Origin of the sequence: Aeromonas sp. XH (genome assembly GCF_033348475.1) — a bacterium.
GTDB lineage: Bacteria > Pseudomonadota > Gammaproteobacteria > Enterobacterales > Aeromonadaceae > Aeromonas > Aeromonas sanarellii.
In genome coordinates this window covers 1,206,374-1,227,792 of sequence record NZ_CP137630.1, presented here as the reverse complement: position 1 = coordinate 1,227,792, position 21,419 = coordinate 1,206,374, and the positions used below count along the sequence as shown (strand labels likewise).

Sequence of the window (21,419 nt, the reverse complement as noted above, 5' to 3'; positions counted from 1 at the left end):
TCGGTTGTTCGATGCCATCGCCCCGAACGAGATCAGCCATGCTGACCCCCCAGGCACTGGACGTTGATCAGCTCGCAGCTGGTCTCCTGCACCCGCTCCCAGAGGGCATCGAAGTGCCCCATGAAGCCGCCTATGGTGAACCAGAGGATGAAGAGACCCGACATCATGCTCACCGCGAAGCCGATGCTGAAAATGTTGAGCTGGGGCGCCGCCCGGGTCATGACCCCGAACGCGAAGTTGATGAGCAGCAGGGCGATGATGGCCGACAGCGCCATCACCAATGAGGCCTGGTACATGATCCCGAGGAAGCTCACCAGGCTGCGGATGGCGGGCAGGGTGAGCCCGCTGTCCGACACCGGCAGGGTCTCGAAGCTCAGCACCACCATGCGCAACATCAGCAGGTGACCATCCACCGCCAGGAACACCAGGGTCGCCAGCATCAGGTAGAACTGGCCCACCACGGGGGCCGACTGACCGTTCATGGGGTCCACCAGGGTGGCGAAGCCTAGGCTGGTCTGCATGGCGATGACCTGACCCGCCATTACGAAGGTTTCCAGCAGGAACTGGGTCATCAAGCCCAGCGCGATGCCGATGAGCAGCTGCTGGCCGAGCACCAGGAAGCTGCCGACGGAGAAGAGCTCAATCTTGGGCATGGGGGGCAGCAGAGGCGCGATGATGAGGGTGATGGCGAGCGCCAGACCGATGCGGATATGGGCTGGGGCCAGCCGGCTGCCAAACACCGCCATCACCATCAGCAGGCTGCTCACCCGGGCGAGCGGCCAGAGGATGCTGGTCAGCCACTCCATGATCACCGCCGTGGTGTAGCTCATGCCCCTACCTCGTGGCTGCGTGATGCCGGCACCACCACGGCCTCCCCCTGACTCACCCCACCACCTCGGGGATCTGGCTCACCATCAGCAAGAAGAAGTCCATCAGGCTCTGCAGGCCCCAGTGGGCACCGGCCCCCAGGGCCAGCAGGGTCACCACCAGGCGGGGCAGGAAGCTTAAAGTCTGTTCGTTGATGGAGGTCGCGGCCTGGAAGATGGCGACGATGAGGCCCACCATCAGGCTCGGCAGGATCACGGCGCAGACCATGATGGTCACCAGCCAGAGCGCCTCGCGAAAGACGTCGACAAAGGTTTCAGGGCTCATCTATCGGCTCCTCTCCATTGACCGGCTTAGCCTGCACCCAGCCCGAAGCTGTTGGCGAGCGAGCCCAGGATCAGGTTCCAGCCGTCTACCATGACGAACAGCATCAGCTTGAAGGGGAGCGATACCAGCATCGGCGACAGCATCATCATCCCCATGGCCATCAGGATACTGGCTACCACCAGATCGATGACCAGGAAGGGCAGGAACAGCATGAAGCCTATCTGGAAGGCGGTCTTGAGCTCGCTGGTGACGAAGGCCGGGATCAGCACCCGCAGGGGCACCTCCTCGGGTTGCGCCACCTGGACGTTCGCTATCTCCATGAAGGTATTGAGATCCTTGACCCGGGTCTGGGCCAGCATGAACTGGTGGATGGGCAGCTCCGCCTTCTCCAGGGCCTCCTTGGCCCCTATGGTCTCGGCCAGGTAGGGCTGCAGCGCCTCGTCGTTGATGCGATCCAGCACAGGCGACATGATGAAGAAGGACATGAAGAGCGCGATGCCGATCAGCACCTGGTTGGAGGGGCTCTGCTGCAGGCCGATGGCCTGTCTGAGGATCCCGAGCACCACTATGATACGGGTGAAGGAGGTCATCATGATGACCATGGCCGGCAGGAAGGAGAGCGCGGTCATGAGCGCCAGCACCTGCAGGGTCAGGCTGTACTCCTGACTGCCATCCGCCATGGTCTTGACGGTGAGGGCCGACATGCCGTCCTGGGCCATCGCCAGGGGCGACAGCAGCAGGGAGATCAGGGCCAGCCATCCAGTCCAGTTAACGTTTTTCATGCTTGCCCATCAATTTGCCGAGCTGCTGGGAGAAGGCCTGGGGCTGGCTCTCGTCCAGCGGCGTCTCCAGACGATAGAGGAAGTTGACCTGCTGCGGCGTCACCCCGATGAGCAGCTGCTGCTCCCCCACCTTGACCACCATCAGCTTCTCCTTGTAGCCGAGCGGCAGGGTGGCGATGACCTTCATCTGGCCCCCGCCCATCACCTGGGTGAGTTTGCTCTTCTTGAGCAGGAAGCCCAGCACCAGGATGAGGCCGATCACCATCAGGCTGGAGAGCAGCCAGGAGGTGATGCTGGGAGGGTTGGCGCCCGTCCCCGGGTTGGCCAGGGCGGGCAGGGACAACAGCAGTAACGGGAAAGCGCGGATCATTTGAGCTTCTTGATCCTCTCGGCCTGATCGATGATGACATCGGTCAACGCAATGGGTCTGGTCATTTGAGTTTCTTGATCCTCTCGATCTGGCTGATGACATCAGTCAGCCTGATGCCGAACTTGTCGTTCACCACCACCACCTCGCCGTGGGCGATCAGGGTGCCGTTGACCAGCACATCCAGCGGCTCGCCCGCCACCCGGTCGAGCTCCACGACAGAACCCTGGTTCAGTTGCAGCAGGTTGCGGATGCTGATCTGGCTGCGTCCCACCTCCATGGCGATGGTCACCGGGATGTCCAGTATGGTGTCCAGCTTGCGCCGCTCCTCGGCGCTGATGGGGGCTTCGTCCTTGAGCTCTTCCAGGGGGGCGGGCTTGGCCTCGGCCGTGACCTGCTCCTCCAGCGCGGCCGCCCAGGCGTCAGCCATCAAATCCTGCTCGTCATCGGTTCCGCTCATCTTCAATTCCTCAGTGTTGCAAGCTCCCCTCGGGGAGGATCAATTCAGGGGTGTTTGTCCGCTATGCTGCGTTCGAGCTCTTCCAGCTCGGCCTCGCCATCGATGCGCACGCCCCCCCGGGTCACCAGATGCATCTCTGTCTTGACCCCGTCAGGGCGCTTGATCTTGTCGACTATCTTGAGCGCCACGTTCTCCTTGGTACGCCCCATCTTGGCGTGGAAGGTGGGCAGGTCCTCCACGAAGACCAGCAGGTTCTCCGGCATCTCCACCGGAATGATGTCGCCGGGCCTCAGCTCCATCAGCTCCCGCAGGGAGAGCTCGGTCTCCAGCAGCTTGGCCCTCAGCTCCACCTTGACGTCCATGATCTCGTCGCGCAGGGCCTTGCTCCAGCGCACGTCGGTGTCGCCCTTGTCGCTCTGCACCCCGGCATCGAGCAACTCGCGGATGGGCTCCAGCATGGAGTAGGGCATGGCCACGTGAAAATCGCCGCCACCGCCGTCCAGCTCGATGTGGAAGGAGCTCACCACTATCACCTCGGTGGGGCTGACGATGTTCGCCATGGCCGGATTCACCTCGGAGTCGAGGTACTCGAAGCCCACGTCCATCACCGGCGCCCAGGCATCCTTGTAGTCCTCGAACACCAGCTTGAGCAGCATCTGGATGATGCGCCGCTCGGTGGGGGTGAACTCGCGCCCCTCGATCTTGGCGTGGTAACGGCCGTCACCGCCGAAGAAGTTCTCCACCAGGATGAAGACGAGGCGGGCCTCCATGGTGATGAGCGCCGTGCCCTTCAAGGGGCGGAAGCGCACCATGTTCAGGCTGGTCGGCACGAACAGGGTGTGCACGTACTCGCCGAACTTCAGCATCTGCACGCCGTTGATCGACACCTCCGCGGTGCGCCGCATCATGTTGAACAGGCTGATGCGCATGTGGCGGGCGAAGCGTTCGTTCACCAGCTCCAGGGTCGGCATGCGGCCACGGACGATGCGGTCCTGGGAAGAAAAGTCGAACTGGGTGATGCCGGGATCCCCGGCAGGCCCTAACTCTTCCTCTTCGACATCATCGACACCGTGCAGCAGGGCATCAATTTCGTCCTGACTTAACAAATCGCTCACGCTTCACCTTTTATTGCATGACAAAGCCGGTAAACAGCACTTGTTCGATTACGGGGGAAGAGACCAGGTCATTCAGCACCCGGCGACACTCTTCCAGCGAGTCCTGTCGCAGCTTCTCCTTGCCTTCGAAGGTCATCAGCTGTTCGGCGGTCGCCGCGCTGAAGACCCGCAGCAGGGTGCCTTCGATCAGGGGAATATTCTGTTTGGCCAGGGTCTCGTCGGGGGCCCCCCGCACCATCAGCTGGATCTTGATCTGCACCAGCCGATCCCGCTGGCTGCCCGCCACGTTGAACACGAAGGGGCGCGGCATGCCCACATAGAGCGAGGGCTGGGGCGTGTTGGCCTCAGGCTTGGCCTCGGCCTGCTCGGCCGGCGGTGTATCCGAGCCGGCGAACATGAACCAGGCGCCGGCCCCGCCGCCGCCCAGCAGGACGACAACCAGGGCGAGTATCATGATCAACTTCTTTTTCTTGGCCGCCGCCGGGTCTTTCAGCGTCAGCTCGTTATCCTCTGCCATCCCTTGTCCACCCTAGTCTTAAACTTGTTCGGTATCATAAACTTACTTATGAATGCATCAAGCATAGAAATCGATCCCGGCATCGTTTGCCGATTCCACCAGCAGGCTCAGGGTGCGGGACCCGCCCTCGCCCCCCGCCTGCTCGCCGCCACCGAAGCCGCGCCCCCCCTGCTGACCCTGACCGCCGAAGGCTGACTGGCCCTGGGATTGCTGCTGTGCCTGCTGTTGCGACTGCTGCTGCACCTGGGTCTGGCCGAGCTGGATCCCCTGTCCCGCCAGCATCTCCCTCAGCCGCGGCATGGCCTGCTCCAGCATCTCCCGGGTCTGGCCATGCTGCACCACGAAGTGGACGTTGGCCTGGCTGGAGGCATCAATCTGGATCTGGATCTTCATCTTGCCAAGGCCCAGGGGGTCTAGCTGGATCTCCGCCTGTTGCAGCTTGTCCGCCAGCATCAGGTTCACCTTCTGGTGCAACTGGGCCGGCGCCTCCGGGGTCGCCAGCTTGAGGTGGGGCAGGCTCTGGGGCTCCCGCCGTGCGGCGAGCTCGGCCGCGGGCTTGCTCTCGCCAGCCGCCGTCTGGGCAGGCGGCAGGGAGGCCGTGGCGTCGGTCTGTCCCGCCCCCTTGGTCTCAACCCCGCCAGGCTTGCCTACGTCGTCCAGGGACCCCTTCATATCGCTCTTCTTGAACTCGGCGGCAACCTTGACCATCGCGGGGGCCGACTCCATCTGCTGGATGCCGGCCGACAAGGCCGTCAGAGAGGCCTGGGGCCCCTGGGACTCCTGGCGTGCCAGGATCTGTTGCGGCGCCGCCAGCGTCGGCTCCGGGGTGCTCACGGGGGCGGCTGCCGGGCTGGGGCTGCCGGTCTGAGCCGTATTCTGTTCCGGCTTGGTCGTATTCTGTTCGAGCCTGGCTGCCTGCACCGGCTTGTTCTCCGATGCCTCCTGAGCCGAGCCGGGCTTGCCGTCCCCGGTCGTGCCCGTCAGCCCGTCCCGGGTGCTGGCCTCACGGCGCAGGTTCCCAGCGGCATTGGGCGCGTCACCCTGGGCTGTCACCTGGCTGTCCAGACCAACCTTGACCAGCCCCTCGCCGAAGGACCTGGCCGCACCGGCCTGCGCCGTTGGGGCTTCGAGGTGTACCGCGGTGCCGGTTCCCTTGTCAGCAGCGGCCTCCTGGCTCGGGATCACTTTTGATAGCAAAGCCGCCCGCTCCGCGCCGGACAGGGGGGATGGCCCCTCGGTCTTGGCCCGTGTGGCGCCAGTGTCGGCGGCCTTGTCTGTACCCTTCTCCGTGCCTTTCTCTGCAATCTGGTCGGGAGCGGCGGATCCGAGCTCTGCGTCGCTCGCCACAAGGGCGTCTGCCAGGGTCCCTTGTCCCCCCTTGCTTGCGCCAGCCTCGGTCGTAGCAGATTTATCCACGCTCTGGACATCGCCGCGCACCGCGGTTTGCGTCGTCTCGCCGTCCGCTGCTAGTGCTGGCTCAGCCTTTGCGAATCCGGTCTGAGCCAGGGCGCCTCTGGCAAGGTCGCTTTGTGTCACGTCGCCCTGTGCCTGGCCACTCTGTATCGGGCCACGGGCTGTCGCCCCGGTCTGTGCCAGATCTGTTTGTGCCAAGCCGGTTTCTGCCAACGCGTTCTGCATCGGGCCACGCGCCGTCGCCACGGTCTGGACCAGATCGGTCTGTGCCAGCTCGGTCAGTCCTGCGCTGCCCGGCACAGGGCCGCTCGGCGGCATCGGTGCAGGCTTTGCGGTAACGCCCTTGCCTTCGGCACCGGGCCCGGACAGGGCACGGGACTCGACCAGCGGCTGCGACTCGGGCGGCAAGTCATTGCCGTCGACGGGCACACTCTCTCCCTGAGGTGAAGGAGGCACGGCGGGGTGCACCAGGCTCACGTCCTGACGCAGGGAGGCCTGCAACTGCTGAAGGAAATCGTCGGGAGGCAGGGCCGCCTCGTCACCTGAGGCCTTGGCGGCTTGGGTCTCCTCGCCAGCCAGCTCGCCAGACGCCAAAGATTTGGCATCAGCGCCGTTCGTCTGCGGGATATCGTCACTCACCTGAGGCGTCATCGCGGCCTGACTGGCGGGGGCCTTGCCCATCAGCTGGGCCCTGACCATGGCGTCGGAGAAGGCAACCTTGCCATCGACCGGCAGCTGACCCCCCTCGACTCCCCCGATGGGAAGCGCCGAGGACGCACTGCTGTCGCTGGAAAGCACCTGAGCGGGCGTTTTAATCAACTGGGTCTGTATCATGCTGGGATCCCTGGCGACGATTCGGTGATGACAGCACGAGCAGCGGGGTAGGCCACGTGCCCGTTCAGACTATGGAAAGCAAATTACAGGCCAGATTGGTGGTACCGACGCTGGATGGCGTAATCGTCCAGCATCTTCTGCTCCTGGCGCTGGGCCTTCTGGCGCACCTTGTCCGCCTTCTTCTCCAGCAGCAGCTCCACCGCCTTGCGCCGCTGTTGGGCCTCGAGCCACTGGGTACGGCACTGGGCCAGCGCCTCGCGCACCTGAAGCACCCCCTGGTACTGCTGGGTGGCCGCATTCTCGAGCTTGTTGATGAAGGCGTGATACTGGCTGTTCTGTTGGGGGCTGATCCCCTGCAGACCGCGGTCGGTCCACTGCTGGTGGTAGATCTGGCGGTACTGATTCAGCGCCTCTTGCTGATCCATAAACAGCTTCAAGTCCTGCTGCGCCTTGGCCAGCGCCATGGCGGCCTGGTTCTCGGCCTCCACCAATCGGGTCGCCAGCAACTCCAATCCTTTACTCATCTCGGCACTCCAGCGGCATTATCGGCTCAACGCATCAATGGCATGGCGACCATGTGCAGGGATTGCAGGCCTTCGTCGTAGGGAATGACCTCGCGCATCTTCTGTTGCAAGAACTGATCCAGATAGGGTTTCTGGATGATCGCCCGGTCGATCCTGGGATCCGATCCCTGGCTGTAGGCGCCTATGGTGATGAGATCCCGGTTCTGCTGGTAGAGGGAGTAGAACTGCTTGAAGGTGCGCGCCAGCTCCATGTGCTCAGGGGAAGTGACCATGGGCATGACCCGGCTGATGGACTTCTCGATGTCGATGGCCGGGTAGTGCCCCGCATCCGCCAGCTCCCGCGCCAGCACGATGTGGCCGTCGAGGATGGCCCGCGCCGCGTCGGCGATGGGGTCCTGCAGATCGTCCCCCTCCGTCAGCACGGTGAAGAACGCCGTGATGGAACCCTGACCGTCGCTGCCGTTGCCGGCCCGCTCCACCAGCGCCGGCAATTTGGCAAATACCGAGGGCGGATAGCCCTTGGTGGCCGGCGGCTCTCCCACCGCCAGGGCAATTTCGCGCTGGGCCTGGGCGTAACGGGTGAGGGAGTCCATCAGCAGCAACACGTTGAGCCCCTGATCCCGGAAGTATTCTGCGATGGCGAGCGCCGTCTCGCACCCCTTGAGCCGCATCAGCGGGGAGGCATCGGCGGGGGCCGCCACCACCACGGCGCGCTCGCGCCCCTCGGCACCCAGGATCTCCTCGATGAACTCCTTCACCTCCCGGCCCCGCTCGCCGATGAGGCCCACCACCACCACGTCCGCCACCGAGCCCCGGGTCATCATGCCGAGCAGCACGGACTTGCCGACGCCGGAGCCGGCGAACAGCCCCATGCGCTGGCCCTGGCCCACGGTGAGCACGGCGTTGATGGCGCGCACCCCCACGTCCATGGGTTGATGGATGGGGCGGCGGGCCAGCGGGTTGATGCGGTGCTGGGCGAACTGCACCGTCTGGGAGGAGATGATGGGGCCCATCCCGTCCAGGGGCTGGCCGATGCCGTCGATGACGCGCCCGAGCAGGTTCATGCCCACCGGAATGCCGTGATCCTCGGTGACGGGCACCACCCGGGCGCCGGGAATGACCCCCTTGAGCTGTTCGCTCGGCATCAGGAACAGGCGATCGCCGGAGAAGCCCACCACCTCGGCCTCCAGGGCCCCATCCTGGGTGTCGATCCGGCACAGGGAGCCAATGGCGGCGCGGCAGCCGATGGCCTCCAGGGTCAGCCCCACCACCCGGGTGAGCTTGCCCGCCACCGGCGGTATGGGGGCCTGATCGCGCACCCGGTAGCCTTGCAACCGGCTGAGCAGGGATGCAGTCATGTCGCCTCCGAAGATAGATCGTGGGAGATACCCAGGGTGTTCAAGCGCCAGGCCACGGCTCAGCCCGCATTGTCGCGCAGGAAATTGCGCAGCAGCTGATCGATGCGCCCGGAGAGGGTGAGATCGATGCTGGAAAGCTCGGTGGCCAGTTGCAGATCGCCGGGAGAGAGGGTGGGATCGCTTTGCAGCCGCCAGTGGCGCCTGGCGCACTCCTCGGCGCCAAAGGCGGCCTCTACCCGGGTCACATCCTCCGGGTGCAGCATCAGGGTGACCCCCTGCTCGGCGGCAGGGAGCAGGGCCAACCCCTGCTTGAGTGCCTCCAGCAGCAGCGTGGGGGAGGTTTGCGCCTCATGGCGGATGAGGGCGCGGGCGAGCTGTTGCACCAGGGCGATGAGCTGCTGCTCCACCGCCCCATCCAGTTCGCTGAGCGGCGTGGCGAGGCGGGTGGCGAGCGCCTGCCAGCGGGCCACCTCCTGCTCCACCTGATCCCGGCCCAGGGCGAGCCCTTCTTCCCTGCCCTGCTCCAGACCCGCCTGATGGCCCTGTTGCAGCCCCTCCAGCTTGCCCTCTTCCAGCCCCTTGGCGAAGCCGGCTTCCCGGCCTTCGCGCATGCCCTCCTCCCAGGCGGCCTGGCGAATCGCCTCCACCTCCTCGGCGGTGATGCTGGGGGCGGGCTCCTCCACAGGGGCATCCGGCGGGAGCTCGGGAGCCTGCTCCTGGCGATACCAGTCCGGGGCCAGCCCCAGGGCGTTGGTCTCGACTTCGGCCTCGGTCTCCATCTCGGGCCAGCCCCAGGCTTCAATCTGCGCCTCGTCAGCCTCGGGCCTGAGGTAACCGCGCAGCTTGTTGTTCTTGTTGTTCATGTGCCGAAGACACTCCTATCGAGAGCCGGATGCAGGGCCCGACATCATCGCACATATGATGGCCGATGGCTTAGAGGAACTCTTCGCCACCGCCGGCCCCCAGCATGATCTCGCCCGCATCCGCCAGACGGCGGGCGGTGGAGAGGATCTCCTTCTGGGCGGCCTCCACCTCGGAGACCCGGATCGGCCCCATGGCCTCCAGGTCGTCCGCCAGCATCTCGGCGGCCCGCTTGGACATGTTCTTGAAGACCTTCTCCCGCATCTGGTCGTCCGACCCCTTGAGGGCCCGTTGCAGCAGATCCCCCGGCACTTCCCGCAGCAGGGTCTGGATGCCGCGATCGTCCACGTCGATGAGGTTCTCGAACACGAACATCAGATCCTGGATCTGCTGGCTCATCTCCTCGTCCGACTCGCGGATGGAGTCCATCAGCTGGCCTTCGATGTTGGTGTCCAGGTAGTTCATGATGTTGGCGGCGGCCTTGAGGCCACCCATCTTGGCCGCCTGGGCGCCCGCCGCACCGGCGAACTGTTTCTCCATGATGTCGTTCAATTCTTGCAGCGCCGCCGGTTGCACCTCTTCCAGGTTCGCGATCCGCATCACCAGATCCAGGCGCACCTGCTCCGGGAACTGGCTCAGGATCTCGGCGGACTGCTCCGGCTCCAGGTAGGAGAGGACTATGGTCTGGATCTGCGGGTGCTCGTTCTGAATGATGCTGGCCACCTGGCGCGCATCCATCCACTTGAGGGAGTCGAGGCCGCGGGCACCCGAGCCCAGGATGATCTGATCCACCAGGTTGCTGGCCTTGTCCTCCCCGAGCGCCGCCACCAGGGCCTTGCGCACGAAGTCTTCGCTGCCGATGCCGATGTTGGTGTATTTCTGGATGTCGTCGATAAATTGACGATGCACCGCCGCCACCCGGTCGTGACTGAAATCCGACATGGAGGCCATGGACATGCCGAGCCGCTGCACCTGCTTGGGCTCGAGGTGGCGGAAGATCTGGGCGGCATCTTCCTCGCTCAGGCTCAGCATCAGCACCGCCGCCATCTCCATCCCGCTCATCTGATCCAGGATCTGACGCTGGGTATCGGTAATCTCGTTACCGGTGACTTGGGTTTTCTTCTCTTCAGGCATCTCGGTTCGTTACCCATTCTTTGATGACCTGAGCGGCCAGGTCGGGTTCGTTTGCTACCAGGGCGCGCACGGCCTTGAGCAGGTCCTCGTCACGGTGCAGATCCGGCAGCTTCAGCTGGCCATCCCGCAGACCGAACACGGGTTCGGCCTCGGCCTGGGCCGCCAGCAGGCTCAGTTCGTCGTCCCCACCCAGCACGGTGTGGTTGTCGAAGTCCAGCTCCCCTTCCGGCTTGGCATCCGGGTAGAGCAGGCGCTTGAGCATGGGCCTTACCACGGTGACGATGAGCACTATGATGACCAGCACCGAGGCGGCGATGCGCACCGCGCGCCAGAACCAGGGCTGCTCGTAGAGCGGCGTCTCGGCGACGGCTTCCAGCTCCGGACGGTTGAACGGGATGGCGACCACCTCCAGGGTATCGCCCCGGGTCACGTCGAAACCCAGGCCGCCGCTCAGCAGACGGCGCAGGGTATCGAGTTCGGCCTGGCTGCGGGCCTCCCGGGTCACGGCCCCGTCGGCACCGGGGACGGCCTTGTAGTCCACCGCCACCGACACCGTCATGCGGCGGATGCCGCCCTGCTGGCGCCGGATGTGGCTCACGGTGGTGTCCAGTTCGAAGTTGCGGGTCGCCTCCTTGCGGGAACGGCCGGAAGAGCCGGTTCCCCCTTCCCCGCCGGCGGCCTGCTCGGGAATGCTGGAGGCGGCGGGCGGCTGGTTGGAGAGGGCGCCGGGCACGCCGCCGTTGCTGCCGTTGGCGCTGTTCTCCTCCACCGTCATCTCGGAGCGCACGGCGGGCAGGTCCGGGTTGTAGGTCTTGCGGGTCTGCTCCTGCTGGGAGAAGTCGAGGGAGAGATCCACCTCGGCGGTGTAGTTGTCCGCCCCCAATACCGGGATCAGGATGGCGTCAATTTTTTGTTTGTATTCCAGCTCCTGCTTCTGCTGCATCGCAAACTCCTTGCGAGTCTGGGCAGAGAGGGGATCCTGGGAGCCGGAGTTGAGCAGGCGACCGTTCTGATCGGTCACGGTGACGCGGGTCGGCTCCAGACCGTGGACGGCGGAGGCCACCATGTCGACGATGGAGTCCACCTCCCCCTGGCCGAGGGCGCTGCCCTTGAGGCTCAGCACCACAGTAGCGCTCGGCTTGCGCTCGTTGCGGGCGAACACGTTGTCTTTCGGGATAGCCAGCAGCACCTGGGCCTTGGCCACGTTCTGGAACTGCTCGATGGCGCTCGCCAGCTGGCGCTCGCGGCTCAGTTTCAGGCGTTCGCTCTCCATGCGCTGGCTGACGCCGAAGCTGGAGTCCTTGAGCAGGATGGCCTCCCCGTCGTTGCTGACCTCACTGCTGCCGGCCAGGCCGGCCCGGGTCAGGCGCAGACGGATGTCCGCGTAGTTTTCGGCACTGACCAGCACGCTCTTGCCGTCGACCTGGTAGGGGATCTTCTGCTGATCCAGATAGTCGAGGGTGGAGACCAGCTCCTGGGTGTTGAAGGTGCCGAGGGGACGCATCTCCGGCTCCTTGCCCCACAGCAGGATGAAGACGGCGATGGCCAGACAGATGGTCAGCCCCAGGATCAGGGTGATCTGGCGCAGCACATCGGTGTTGGACAGGAAGCCCAGCGCCGAGCTCTTCTGCTCGTTCTCGTCGAGGGCCGCCGCCCCCTCGTTGTTCATCAGCAGATCGCCGTTTGGATCGTTAGCCACGGTTTATGTCCTTGTTGCTGACATGTTTATGATGCTCGGTCGCCATGGGCCCGAGTTACACCGGCATGTTCATGATGGTCTTGTAGGCGTCGACCATCTTGTTGCGCACCTGCACCGTCGCCTCGAAGGCGATGGAGGATTTCTGCCCGGCGATCATCACCTCGGAGAGATCCACCGACTTGTCACCCAGATCGAACCGGGTGCGCAGATCGTTGGCGCTGCCCTGCAACTCGTTGACGTTGTCGAGGGCCTGCTGGAGCATCTGGCCGAAGTCCGAATTGACCGGACGACCGGGCTGGGTCAGCGGCGTGGCACCGGCTTCCACCCTGAGAGCCTGCATCTCTTGCATCAGACTGCTTGCGCTTATTTCCATCTTCCCTTCCCAGACAAATCATTGACACTGGCAAGCCTTAAGCAATTAGAGTGCCAACCAGGAAGGATCCATAAAAGCCTCACGGCAACGGCAGGTCCTGCCGCCATGGTCAGCCTCACCGCCAGGGGATGGATCCGCCCGGCAGACATAAAAATGGCCCGCAGGGTACGGGCCATCATCACGACGGATCCTGAGGTTATTGAGTCAGATCCTCGTCGATCCAGTATTTGGATCCCGTGACGCTGACGCCGTACAGCAGCCCCTTCTCCCCAAGCTGGTAGATGGCCATGCCCCCGTTGTAACCCGAGTCGAGGGAGGCGCTCTCCTTGCCGGCCACCACCCCCGCCTCCGAGGTCGCCTCCCAGCCCTTGTTCACGAAGTTGTCGAAGGTCTGCTTGGTCTCGAACAACATCACCTGCTGGTAGAACTTGCCGCCGAAGCCAGCCGCCATGCCGGCGCCGAACATCTTCATGTAGGTGTGCTTGCCGCTGGCGCGGTTGACCGCCACCCCGGATCCCTGGTTGGTGTGCACCATCAGGGAGAACTTGCGCGAATCGAACACCGCATAGCCATAAGCCTTGTCAAACAACAGCTTGGCAGAGGGCTGCTCGTTGAACAGCCGCACCAGGGCGGTATCGGCCATGGTGTCGAGGGCGGTGCGGGCCTCCTCCGGGGTCTTGGGCTCGAGCATGGTGTCGAGCTTCTTGTCGGCGGCCGCCAGCCACTCCTTGCCGGTGGCCGCGCTCTCCGCCGTCCAGGCACCGGCCTTGTTGTAGGCCTCGGCCCCCCAGTTGGAGACAGACTCCCAGGTCTCCTTGGAAAAATCGGTGATCCCCTTCCACGCCTCCTTGCCGGTATCGCTCACCGCGGTACCGAGTTCGGAGGCGGCCTCCTTCAACTTCGCCCAGTCGGCATGGCCGGGGGTCGACGCCAGCACCAGGGTGGCGGCAATCAGCCAGGATCGGCTCTTCATGATCAGCTCCTCTTTCGTTGTGCCAAGACTCAGCCTAACAGACTCAAGCTTACTCGAAGAAGGGCTTGATTCTCTCCCGTTCAGCCTGCGTCAATGAAACCACCACGGGCCCGTTCCCGTCCTTTCCGGGCAGGCACACGGCCGCACGGGGGCAGGCCTTGCCGTGGCGCGAAAGAATGTTCGGACCAGCGACGCCAGTTGTATAGTTTTTGGTTAGCCATTCCGGTAAAATCCGCGCCCTTGAATAAGAGCCACCTAAGAGTGATTGAGCGATGTCCAACACAAAACAGGCCCCCAAAGTAGGATTCGTCTCCTTGGGTTGCCCCAAAAACCTGGTCGATTCCGAGCGCATCCTGACCCAGCTGCGTACCGAAGGGTACGACGTGGTGCCCAGCTATGACGATGCGGAGCTGGTGGTGGTCAACACCTGCGGCTTCATCGACAGTGCGGTGCAGGAGTCCCTGGAAGCCATCGGCGAGGCCCTGGCCGAGAACGGCAAGGTGATCGTCACCGGCTGCCTGGGTGCCAAAGAGAACCAGATCCGCGAGATCCACCCCAAGGTGCTCGAGATCACCGGTCCCCACGCCTATGAAGAGGTGCTGGGCCACGTTCACAAGTACGTGGAAAAGCCCACCCACAACCCCTTCACCAGCCTGGTGCCGGCCCAGGGCGTCAAGCTGACCCCGCGCCACTACGCCTATCTCAAGATTTCCGAAGGCTGCAACCACCGCTGCACCTTCTGCATCATCCCCTCCATGCGCGGGGATCTGGTGAGCCGCCCCATCGGCGAGGTGCTGGCCGAGGCCAAGCGCCTGAAAGAGGCCGGCGTGAAGGAGATCCTGGTGATCTCCCAGGACACCTCCGCCTACGGCGTCGACGTCAAGCACCGCACCGGTTTCTACGACGGCATGCCGGTCAAGACCAGCATGGTGGCCCTGTGCGAGGAGCTGGCCAAGCTCGGCATGTGGGTGCGCCTGCACTACGTCTACCCCTACCCGCACGTGGATGACGTCATCCCCCTGATGCGCGACGGCAAGATCCTCCCCTACCTGGACATACCGCTGCAGCACGCCAGCCCGCGCATCCTCAAGCTGATGAAGCGCCCCGGCTCCGTCGAGCGCACCCTGGAGCGCATCCAGAAGTGGCGCGAGATCTGCCCCGAGATCACCCTGCGCTCCACCTTCATCGTCGGCTTCCCCGGCGAGACCGAGGAAGAGTTCCAGATGCTGTTGGACTTCATCGACAAGGCGGAGCTGGATCGGGTCGGCTGCTTCAAGTACAGCCCGGTCGAGGGCGCCAAGGCCAACGAGCTGCCGGATCCGGTGCCGGCCGAGGTGCAGGAGGAGCGCTTCCAGCGCTTCATGGAGCTGCAGCAGCAGGTCTCCATCCGCAAGCTCGCCCGCAAGGTCGGCAAGGAGATGCTGGTGCTGATCGACGAGGTGGACGAAGAAGGTGCCACCGGCCGCTCCACCGCCGATGCCCCCGAGATCGACGGCCTGGTCTACCTGAACGGTGAGACCGGCCTCAAGCCCGGCGACATGGTCAAGGTTCGCATCGACGAGGCGGACGAGTACGACCTCTGGGCCAGCCTGGTCGAGTAATCTCCCAGAACATCCCTCAAGCCAGTCAGCCACCGCTGACTGGCTTTTTTATTGCCCTCGACTCCCCGACCTCCGGCCATGCCTCCCTTGGGACTGAGTGTGGCAGAGCGCCCTTCGCCTCGGCCCCTCTCTGGCCGTGAACCGGCGCACAGTTTCGCCTCACCTCGCATCCTGCTTCTTTCCCGGTCAAAAAAAAGCCACCATGGCGGAGAAAAAACGAGCACGATCCAGTTCACACTATCGTCGTCACGCTGTCAAAACAGGTGACTTCGTATTTTGTGAGAATTAATGCAACTGTATAATTTAAAAGGATTAAAAATACATTTTGACGATAATGACGAGAGGCCGTGCGTTTTTACGATATCGACGAAATGAAGAGTTGTTGTCTTCCTGTTAATTCTGCTTTTCTAAGGGCGTTGGACGACACAACAACAAGGGTGTAAAACCTGACCAACATTGAGGGCCGGTATCCAAGCATGGGATCCGGTGCTCCATTCCAAAACCATGGAAGACCAATAAGAAAGGAAAAAATATGCTTGCCAAAGTATCCAAAATCGCTACCTCAGTCATGCTGGGAACCCTGATGCTCGGTGCCGCCGGCACCACCATGGCCGCCGACAACAAGACGGTGCTGACCCTGGTCGCACAGCAGGAAACCGCATGGGTCAAGAACTTCAACCCCTTCCTGCAGGCCGGTCTGCTGCACACCACCCGCCACTTCATCTATGAGCCGCTGGTGATCTTCAACGATATGCAGGGTGGCAAACCCGTCTATCGTCTGGCCACCCACTACGCCTTCAGCGATGACCTGAAGTCCGTCACCTTCGATCTCCGTGAAGGGGTCAAGTGGTCAGACGGCGAAGGCTTCGACGCCGACGACGTGCTCTTCTCCTTCAACCTGGTCAAGGCCAACAAGGCCCTGGACGAACGCTCCATCTGGACCCAGGTGAAGAGTGTCGAGAAGCTGGGCCAGTACAAGGTCAAGTTCGATCTGGCGGCCGTCAACACCAACGTGGTGAACGACATCGTGCTGGTGCCCATAGTCCCCGAGCACCAGTGGAAGTCGGTGAAGGACCCGGTCGCCTTCACCAACGACAAGCCGGTCGGCAGCGGCCCCTTCACCGAGGTGGACAACTTCTCCGCCCAGCTCTACACCCAGTGCCGCAACCCGCACTACTGGGACAACGCCAACCTCTCCATCGACTGCCTGCGCATGCCGCAGATGGCCACCAACGACCAGGTGCTGGCCGCCGTGATGAAGGGTGATGTGGACTGGTTCGGCTCCTTCGTGCCGGACATCGAGCGCCTCTACGTCGGCAACGATCCCAAGAACAACAAGTACTGGTTCCCCGCCTCCGGCACTGTGGCGTTCAACGTCAACTTCCAGAGCAAGCACCCCGGCAACCACGAAGCCTTCAACGACATCAACTTCCGCCGCGCCTTCTCCATGGCCATGGACCGCCAGTCCATGGTGGACATCGCGGGCTACGGCTACCCCACCGTCAACGAGTACCCGTCGGGCCTGGGCAAGGCATTCGCCTCCTGGGACAACCCGGAAGTCGAGAAGAAATACGGCAAATACAACAAGTTCGACCTGGAAGGGGCCAAGGCCCTGCTGAAGGAAGCGGGCTACAAGGACTGTGACGGCGACAAGTTCCTCGACACCCCGAGCTGCAAGAAGATCGAGTTCAAGGTGCTGGTCCCGAACGGCTGGACCGACTGGGTCAACACCGTCCAGATCGGGGTTGAAGGCCTGCAGGCCCTGGGCCTGAACGCCAAGACCGCCACCCCGGAAGCCACCGTCTGGACCGAGTCCCTGATCACCGGTGACTTCGACGTCGCCCTGCAGGGTTACTTTGCCGGTGCCAACCCGCACAAGTACTTCGAGACCGCCTTCCACTCCCGCAACATGGGTGAGCGCGGCAACCGCTTCGCGGCGCCCCGCTACAAGGATCCCGAGCTCGACAAGCTGATCGACGACTTCACCCAGACCGCCGATGCGGCCAAGCAGAAGGAGATCATGTTTGCCATCCAGGAGCGTGTCGGGGCCAACCAGACCATCATCCCGGTGTTCAACAACCCGACCTGGTACGAATACAGCACCAAGCGCTTCAACGGCTGGTTCAGTGCCGACAACCCGGTCGCCAAGCCGCAGGTTCACCCGGACACTCCGGAGCGTCTGCTGCACGTGCTGTCACTCAAGCCGAACAGCTAATCACCCCGGCCCCCTGCGGGGGGCCCTCTTCCCCGCCATGTCTTTCACCCCCGTCCTCTGCCGGGGTTGGGGGAGCTTTGCCCGGCGCGGGGCAGGCTTGCAGTAAAAGGTATCACCATGGGATTCATACTTAGACGCTTCTCCTTCTATCTGGTCGCCTTCCTGGTGGCCGCCACCATCAACTTCCTGCTACCCAGAGCCATGCCGGGGGATCCCGTCTCCGTCATGTTTGCCCGGGCCGGCGCCATGATGGAACCTGCCGCCCTGGAAGCCCTCAAGGCCACCTTCGGCTTCGTGGACGGCCCCATCGGCACCCAGTTTCTCGCCTATGTGAAGAGCGTCTTCACCTGGGATCTTGGCACCTCGGTGCGCTACTACCCCCAACCGGTTGCCGACGTCCTCGGCCGCGCCATCGGCTGGACTCTGTTCCTGGTGGGCACCTCCACCATTCTGAGCTTCTCCATCGGCTCCATCGTCGGCATCTTCGCCGCCTGGTACCGGGGCGGACGCATGGACAGCATCCTCTCCCCGCTCACCCTGGTGATGCAGGCCATCCCCCCCGTGGTGGTCTCCCTGCTCGCCCTCTTCCTGTTCGGAGTGAGCCTCGGCTGGCTGCCCATCGGCTACGCCTACAGCCCCGAGATCCCCGCCGATTTTGGCTGGGAACACATCAAGAGCATCCTGCTGCACGCCATCATGCCGGTGGGTACCCTGGCGCTGGTACAGGTGGGTGGTTTCCTCATCACCATGCGCAACAACATGATCAACCTGCTGGGCGAAGACTACATCACCATGGCCAAGGCCAAGGGGCTCTCCAGCAACCGGGTGATCTTCAACTACGGCGCCCGCAACGCCGTGCTGCCCAGCGTCACCGCCCTCTCCATGGCGCTGGGCTTCGTCATCGGCGGATCCCTTATCACCGAGGTGATCTTCAACTATCCCGGCCTGGGACTGACCCTCTATCAGGGCATCCTGGCCCGTGACTACCCCCTCATCCAGGGGCAACTGCTCATCATGACCATCACCATGCTCAGCTTCAACTTCCTGGCGGACGTGCTCTACGTCTTCCTGGATCCCCGTCTGCGTACAGGAGGCAAATAAGATGCGTATGCCGACTATCTTGAAAATCCTGCTGGGCAACAAGAAGGCCGCCTTCGGCCTCGCCATCGTGGTCACCTTCGTGCTGATGGCCCTGTTCGCCCCGCTGCTGGCCAGCAACGAGCCCACCAAGCGGGTCGCCCGCCCCCACCAGCCCCCCAGCGTGGAGCTGGTGATGGGATCGAACCGCATGGGCCACGATCTCTGGGCCCAGTTCACCCATGGAGCCCGCATCTCCCTGCTGGTGGGCTTCGGGGCTGGCCTGCTGGTCTGCGCCCTGGCCATCACGGTCGGCATCACCGCCGGCTACTTCGGCGGCGTGGTGGACGAGTGCCTCACCTTCCTGATGAACGTGGTGCTGGTGATCCCGAACCTCCCCCTGTTGCTGGTGCTCGCGAGCTTTATCGGGGAGGCGTCGCCCATGGTGATAGCCCTCATCATCGGCTTTACCTCCTGGGCCTATGGTGCCCGCGTCATCCGCGCCCAGACCCTGGCCCTGCGGGAGAAGGAGTTCGTCATCGCCGCCGAGGTGCTGGGTGAGCCGGCCTGGCGCATCATCCTGGTGGAGATACTGCCGAACCTCATCTCCATCATAGGGGTGAGCTTCATCGGCTCCATCATCTACGCCATCGTCACCGAGGCGACCCTGGAGTTCCTGGGGCTCGGCGACCCGACCGTGGTCAGCTGGGGCATCATGCTCTACAACGCCCAGACCTCGAGCGCCATCCTGGTGGGCGCCTGGTGGGAGATTTTGGCCCCTTGCTTCGCCATCGCCACCCTGGGGGCGGGTCTGGCCATGCTCAACTTCGCCATCGACGAAATCGCCAACCCGCAGCTCCGTTCCCACAAGGGCCTGCGTCGCTGGAAGCAGCTCGCCACTCCCATCGCAGCCCAGGAGAAGACAGCATGACCTTGCAACAACCCCTGCTGTCGGTGCGCCAGCTCTGCGTCGACTACATCACAGAGAGCGGCGACGTGCGCGCCGTCAATTCGGTCAGCTTTGACATCATGCCGGGTGAGGTGTTCGGCCTCGCCGGCGAGTCCGGCTGTGGCAAGTCCACGGTCGCCTTCTCGGTGGCCCGGCTGCACAAGCCGCCCGCCTACATCAGCGGCGGCGAGATCCTGTTCAAGGGGGAGAACATCCTCGCCTTCGACGACGAGCGGCTGCGCAGCTACCGCTGGCGCCAGGCGAGCGTGGTGTTCCAGTCCGCCATGAATGCGCTTAACCCCGTGCTGCGCATGGAAGAGCAGTTCTGCGACGTGCTGCTGGCCCACAACCCCGGCATGACCCGCTATGAGGCGATCAAGCGTGCCCAAGTGCTGCTGGAGATCGTCGACATCCACCCGAGCCGGCTCAAGGACTACCCGCACCAGTTCTCCGGCGGCATGCGCCAGCGGCTGGTGATCGCCATCGCCATGGCCCTCAACCCCGAGCTCTTGATCATGGACGAGCCGACCACGGCGCTGGACGTGGTGGTGCAGCGGGAGATTTTGCAGAAGGTCTATGCGCTCAAGGCGAAGTTCAACTTCTCCATCCTCTTCATCACCCATGACCTGTCGCTCATGGTCGAGTTCTGCGATCGCATCGGCATCATGTATGCCGGTGAACTGGTGGAGGTGGCGCCGGCCAAGGCGATCCTGACCGCGCCCCTGCACCCCTATACCAAGGGACTGGGCAACTCCTTCCCGCCCCTGCACGGCCCGAAGACCGTGCTGGAGGGGATCCCAGGCACCCCGCTCAACCTGCTGGAGGTGCCGGCCGGCTGCCGCTTCCAGGCCCGCTGCAGCAAGGTGCACGAACGCTGCCGCCAGGAATACACCCGGCTGGCCGAGATCCGGCCCGGCCAACAGGCTGCCTGCCACCTTCATGAGGCAGCAGAGGAACAACCGGATCTTCCGATCCATATGGACAAGGCCGCTGGCTGTTAAGGATGTCTGTCATGCAAATCGCCCAAACCGACGCGCCCATCATCGAGGTCCAGCACCTCTACAAGGACTTCGCCGTCAACTCCAACGCCATCAAGAGCGGCAAGATGCGGGCGCTGTCCGACATCACCTTCAACCTGCACCGGGGCCGCGCCCTGGCGGTGGTGGGGGAATCCGGCTCCGGCAAGAGCACCATCGCCAAGATCATCGCCAAGATGTACAAGCTCTCCAACGGCCGCATCCTCTACCGCGGCCGCGACCTCGAGGAGTTCAACAAGGGCACCGCCCTGCTGGACTATCGCCAGAGCGTACAGATGGTGTGGCAGGATCCGTTCGGTTCGTTGAATCCGACCCACACCATCTACCACCACATCGCCCGCCCCCTGCTGCTGCACAGCAAGGTGAGCGACAAGCGGGATCTGCCCGACATGGTCTACGGCCTGCTGGAGAAGGTGGGGCTCACTCCCGCCAAGGCGACCGCGGCCAAGTACCCTCACCAGCTCTCCGGCGGCCAGCGCCAGCGGGTCAACATCGCCCGCAACCTGGCGGTGGAGGCGGAAGTGGTGCTGGCGGACGAGCCCACCTCCATGCTCGACGTCTCCATTCGCATCGGCATCCTCAACCTGATGGAGCAGATGAAGAACGAGCTCGGCGTCTCCATGCTCTACATCACCCACGACATCGCCACCGCCCGCTACGTGGCGGAAGATCTGGCGGTCATGTACGTGGGGCACATGGTGGAGTGGGGAGAGGTGGACGAGATCCTGCACCACCCCCAGCACCCCTACACCCAGTTGCTCATCTCGGCGGTGCCCGATCCCGAGAAGAGCATCCACGCCGAGCTGGAGGGAGGCCGCAAGGGGGAGATACCGCTCTGGACCCCGGAATCCCGCGGCTGCCCCTTTGCCGGGCGCTGCCACCAGGCCATGCCCCGCTGCAAGGAGAGTCTGCCCCCCGTGACCAAGCTTGCCGACAACCACTTCGTGCGCTGCTACCTGCACGAACAGGGGTAAGCAG

The 21,419-nt window shown here is 63.7% G+C and carries 21 protein-coding genes; 6 read left to right on the top strand and 15 right to left on the bottom strand.

The window, feature by feature from the left end:
- Positions 1–32 precede the first annotated feature (32 nt).
- The 15 genes from fliR to R2B70_RS05770 form a co-directional block, all read right to left on the bottom strand.
- Positions 33–830 (bottom strand): flagellar biosynthetic protein FliR, encoded by a 798-nt coding sequence (gene fliR / locus R2B70_RS05840; protein ID WP_042076833.1) that lies wholly within the window; start codon positions 828–830, stop codon positions 33–35.
- A 52-nt stretch (positions 831–882) separates the two neighbouring features.
- Positions 883–1,152, bottom strand: a complete 270-nt coding sequence (gene fliQ, locus R2B70_RS05835; protein WP_042076832.1) for a flagellar biosynthesis protein FliQ — start codon at positions 1,150–1,152, stop codon at positions 883–885.
- Positions 1,153–1,178: 26 nt separating this feature from the next.
- On the bottom strand, positions 1,179–1,934 hold the full coding sequence (fliP, locus tag R2B70_RS05830; protein ID WP_042076830.1) for a flagellar type III secretion system pore protein FliP: 756 nt from the start codon (positions 1,932–1,934) through the stop codon (positions 1,179–1,181).
- Positions 1,921–2,304, bottom strand: coding sequence for a flagellar biosynthetic protein FliO (gene fliO / locus R2B70_RS05825; RefSeq protein WP_318162859.1), 384 nt, complete (start codon positions 2,302–2,304; stop codon positions 1,921–1,923). Before fliO ends, fliP begins: the two co-directional genes overlap by 14 nt.
- A 61-nt stretch (positions 2,305–2,365) precedes the next feature.
- Positions 2,366–2,761, bottom strand: a complete 396-nt coding sequence (gene fliN, locus R2B70_RS05820; protein ID WP_010673924.1) for a flagellar motor switch protein FliN — start codon at positions 2,759–2,761, stop codon at positions 2,366–2,368.
- 44 nt (positions 2,762–2,805) lie between these two features.
- Positions 2,806–3,876, bottom strand: coding sequence for a flagellar motor switch protein FliM (fliM, locus tag R2B70_RS05815; protein ID WP_042076826.1), 1,071 nt, complete (start codon positions 3,874–3,876; stop codon positions 2,806–2,808).
- Between the two features lie 10 nt (positions 3,877–3,886).
- Complete coding sequence (gene fliL, locus R2B70_RS05810) at positions 3,887–4,393, bottom strand: flagellar basal body-associated protein FliL (RefSeq protein ID WP_042076824.1); 507 nt, start codon at positions 4,391–4,393, stop codon at positions 3,887–3,889.
- Between the two features lie 57 nt (positions 4,394–4,450).
- Complete coding sequence (locus tag R2B70_RS05805; protein ID WP_318162858.1) at positions 4,451–6,640, bottom strand: flagellar hook-length control protein FliK; 2,190 nt, start codon at positions 6,638–6,640, stop codon at positions 4,451–4,453.
- Between the two features lie 83 nt (positions 6,641–6,723).
- The gene (fliJ, locus tag R2B70_RS05800; protein ID WP_042076981.1) at positions 6,724–7,164 is read right to left on the bottom strand and encodes a flagellar export protein FliJ; all 441 of its coding nucleotides are present in this window, start codon (positions 7,162–7,164) and stop codon (positions 6,724–6,726) included.
- Between the two features lie 26 nt (positions 7,165–7,190).
- On the bottom strand, positions 7,191–8,522 hold the full coding sequence (gene fliI / locus R2B70_RS05795; RefSeq protein WP_318162857.1) for a flagellar protein export ATPase FliI: 1,332 nt from the start codon (positions 8,520–8,522) through the stop codon (positions 7,191–7,193).
- A 59-nt stretch (positions 8,523–8,581) separates the two neighbouring features.
- A complete protein-coding gene (fliH, locus tag R2B70_RS05790; protein WP_318162856.1) occupies positions 8,582–9,385 on the bottom strand; it encodes a flagellar assembly protein FliH in 804 nt (267 codons plus the stop codon).
- Between the two features lie 70 nt (positions 9,386–9,455).
- Positions 9,456–10,517, bottom strand: a complete 1,062-nt coding sequence (gene fliG, locus R2B70_RS05785; protein WP_042076986.1) for a flagellar motor switch protein FliG — start codon at positions 10,515–10,517, stop codon at positions 9,456–9,458.
- Complete coding sequence (fliF, locus tag R2B70_RS05780) at positions 10,510–12,216, bottom strand: flagellar basal-body MS-ring/collar protein FliF (RefSeq protein ID WP_042076987.1); 1,707 nt, start codon at positions 12,214–12,216, stop codon at positions 10,510–10,512. Before fliF ends, fliG begins: the two co-directional genes overlap by 8 nt.
- A gap of 55 nt (positions 12,217–12,271) precedes the next feature.
- Entirely contained in the window at positions 12,272–12,589 is a 318-nt protein-coding gene (gene fliE, locus R2B70_RS05775; RefSeq protein ID WP_042076988.1) for a flagellar hook-basal body complex protein FliE, read from the bottom strand.
- A gap of 196 nt (positions 12,590–12,785) precedes the next feature.
- On the bottom strand, positions 12,786–13,562 hold the full coding sequence (locus R2B70_RS05770) for a lipoprotein (RefSeq protein ID WP_042076989.1): 777 nt from the start codon (positions 13,560–13,562) through the stop codon (positions 12,786–12,788).
- Between the two features lie 272 nt (positions 13,563–13,834).
- Here R2B70_RS05770 and rimO point away from each other — a divergent pair, with 272 nt between their 5' ends.
- From rimO to R2B70_RS05740, 6 genes are all read left to right on the top strand, one after another.
- On the top strand, positions 13,835–15,163 hold the full coding sequence (gene rimO, locus R2B70_RS05765; protein ID WP_318162855.1) for a 30S ribosomal protein S12 methylthiotransferase RimO: 1,329 nt from the start codon (positions 13,835–13,837) through the stop codon (positions 15,161–15,163).
- 532 nt (positions 15,164–15,695) lie between these two features.
- The gene (locus R2B70_RS05760) at positions 15,696–17,378 is read left to right on the top strand and encodes an ABC transporter substrate-binding protein (RefSeq protein ID WP_042076992.1); all 1,683 of its coding nucleotides are present in this window, start codon (positions 15,696–15,698) and stop codon (positions 17,376–17,378) included.
- Positions 17,379–17,495: 117 nt separating this feature from the next.
- Positions 17,496–18,479 (top strand): ABC transporter permease, encoded by a 984-nt coding sequence (locus R2B70_RS05755; protein ID WP_042076993.1) that lies wholly within the window; start codon positions 17,496–17,498, stop codon positions 18,477–18,479.
- 1 nt (position 18,480) lies between these two features.
- On the top strand, positions 18,481–19,386 hold the full coding sequence (locus tag R2B70_RS05750; protein WP_318162854.1) for an ABC transporter permease: 906 nt from the start codon (positions 18,481–18,483) through the stop codon (positions 19,384–19,386).
- Complete coding sequence (locus R2B70_RS05745) at positions 19,383–20,405, top strand: ABC transporter ATP-binding protein (RefSeq protein WP_318162853.1); 1,023 nt, start codon at positions 19,383–19,385, stop codon at positions 20,403–20,405. Before R2B70_RS05750 ends, R2B70_RS05745 begins: the two co-directional genes overlap by 4 nt.
- Positions 20,406–20,416: 11 nt before the next feature.
- Positions 20,417–21,415, top strand: coding sequence for an ABC transporter ATP-binding protein (locus R2B70_RS05740; RefSeq protein ID WP_318162852.1), 999 nt, complete (start codon positions 20,417–20,419; stop codon positions 21,413–21,415).
- Positions 21,416–21,419: the final 4 nt, after the last annotated feature.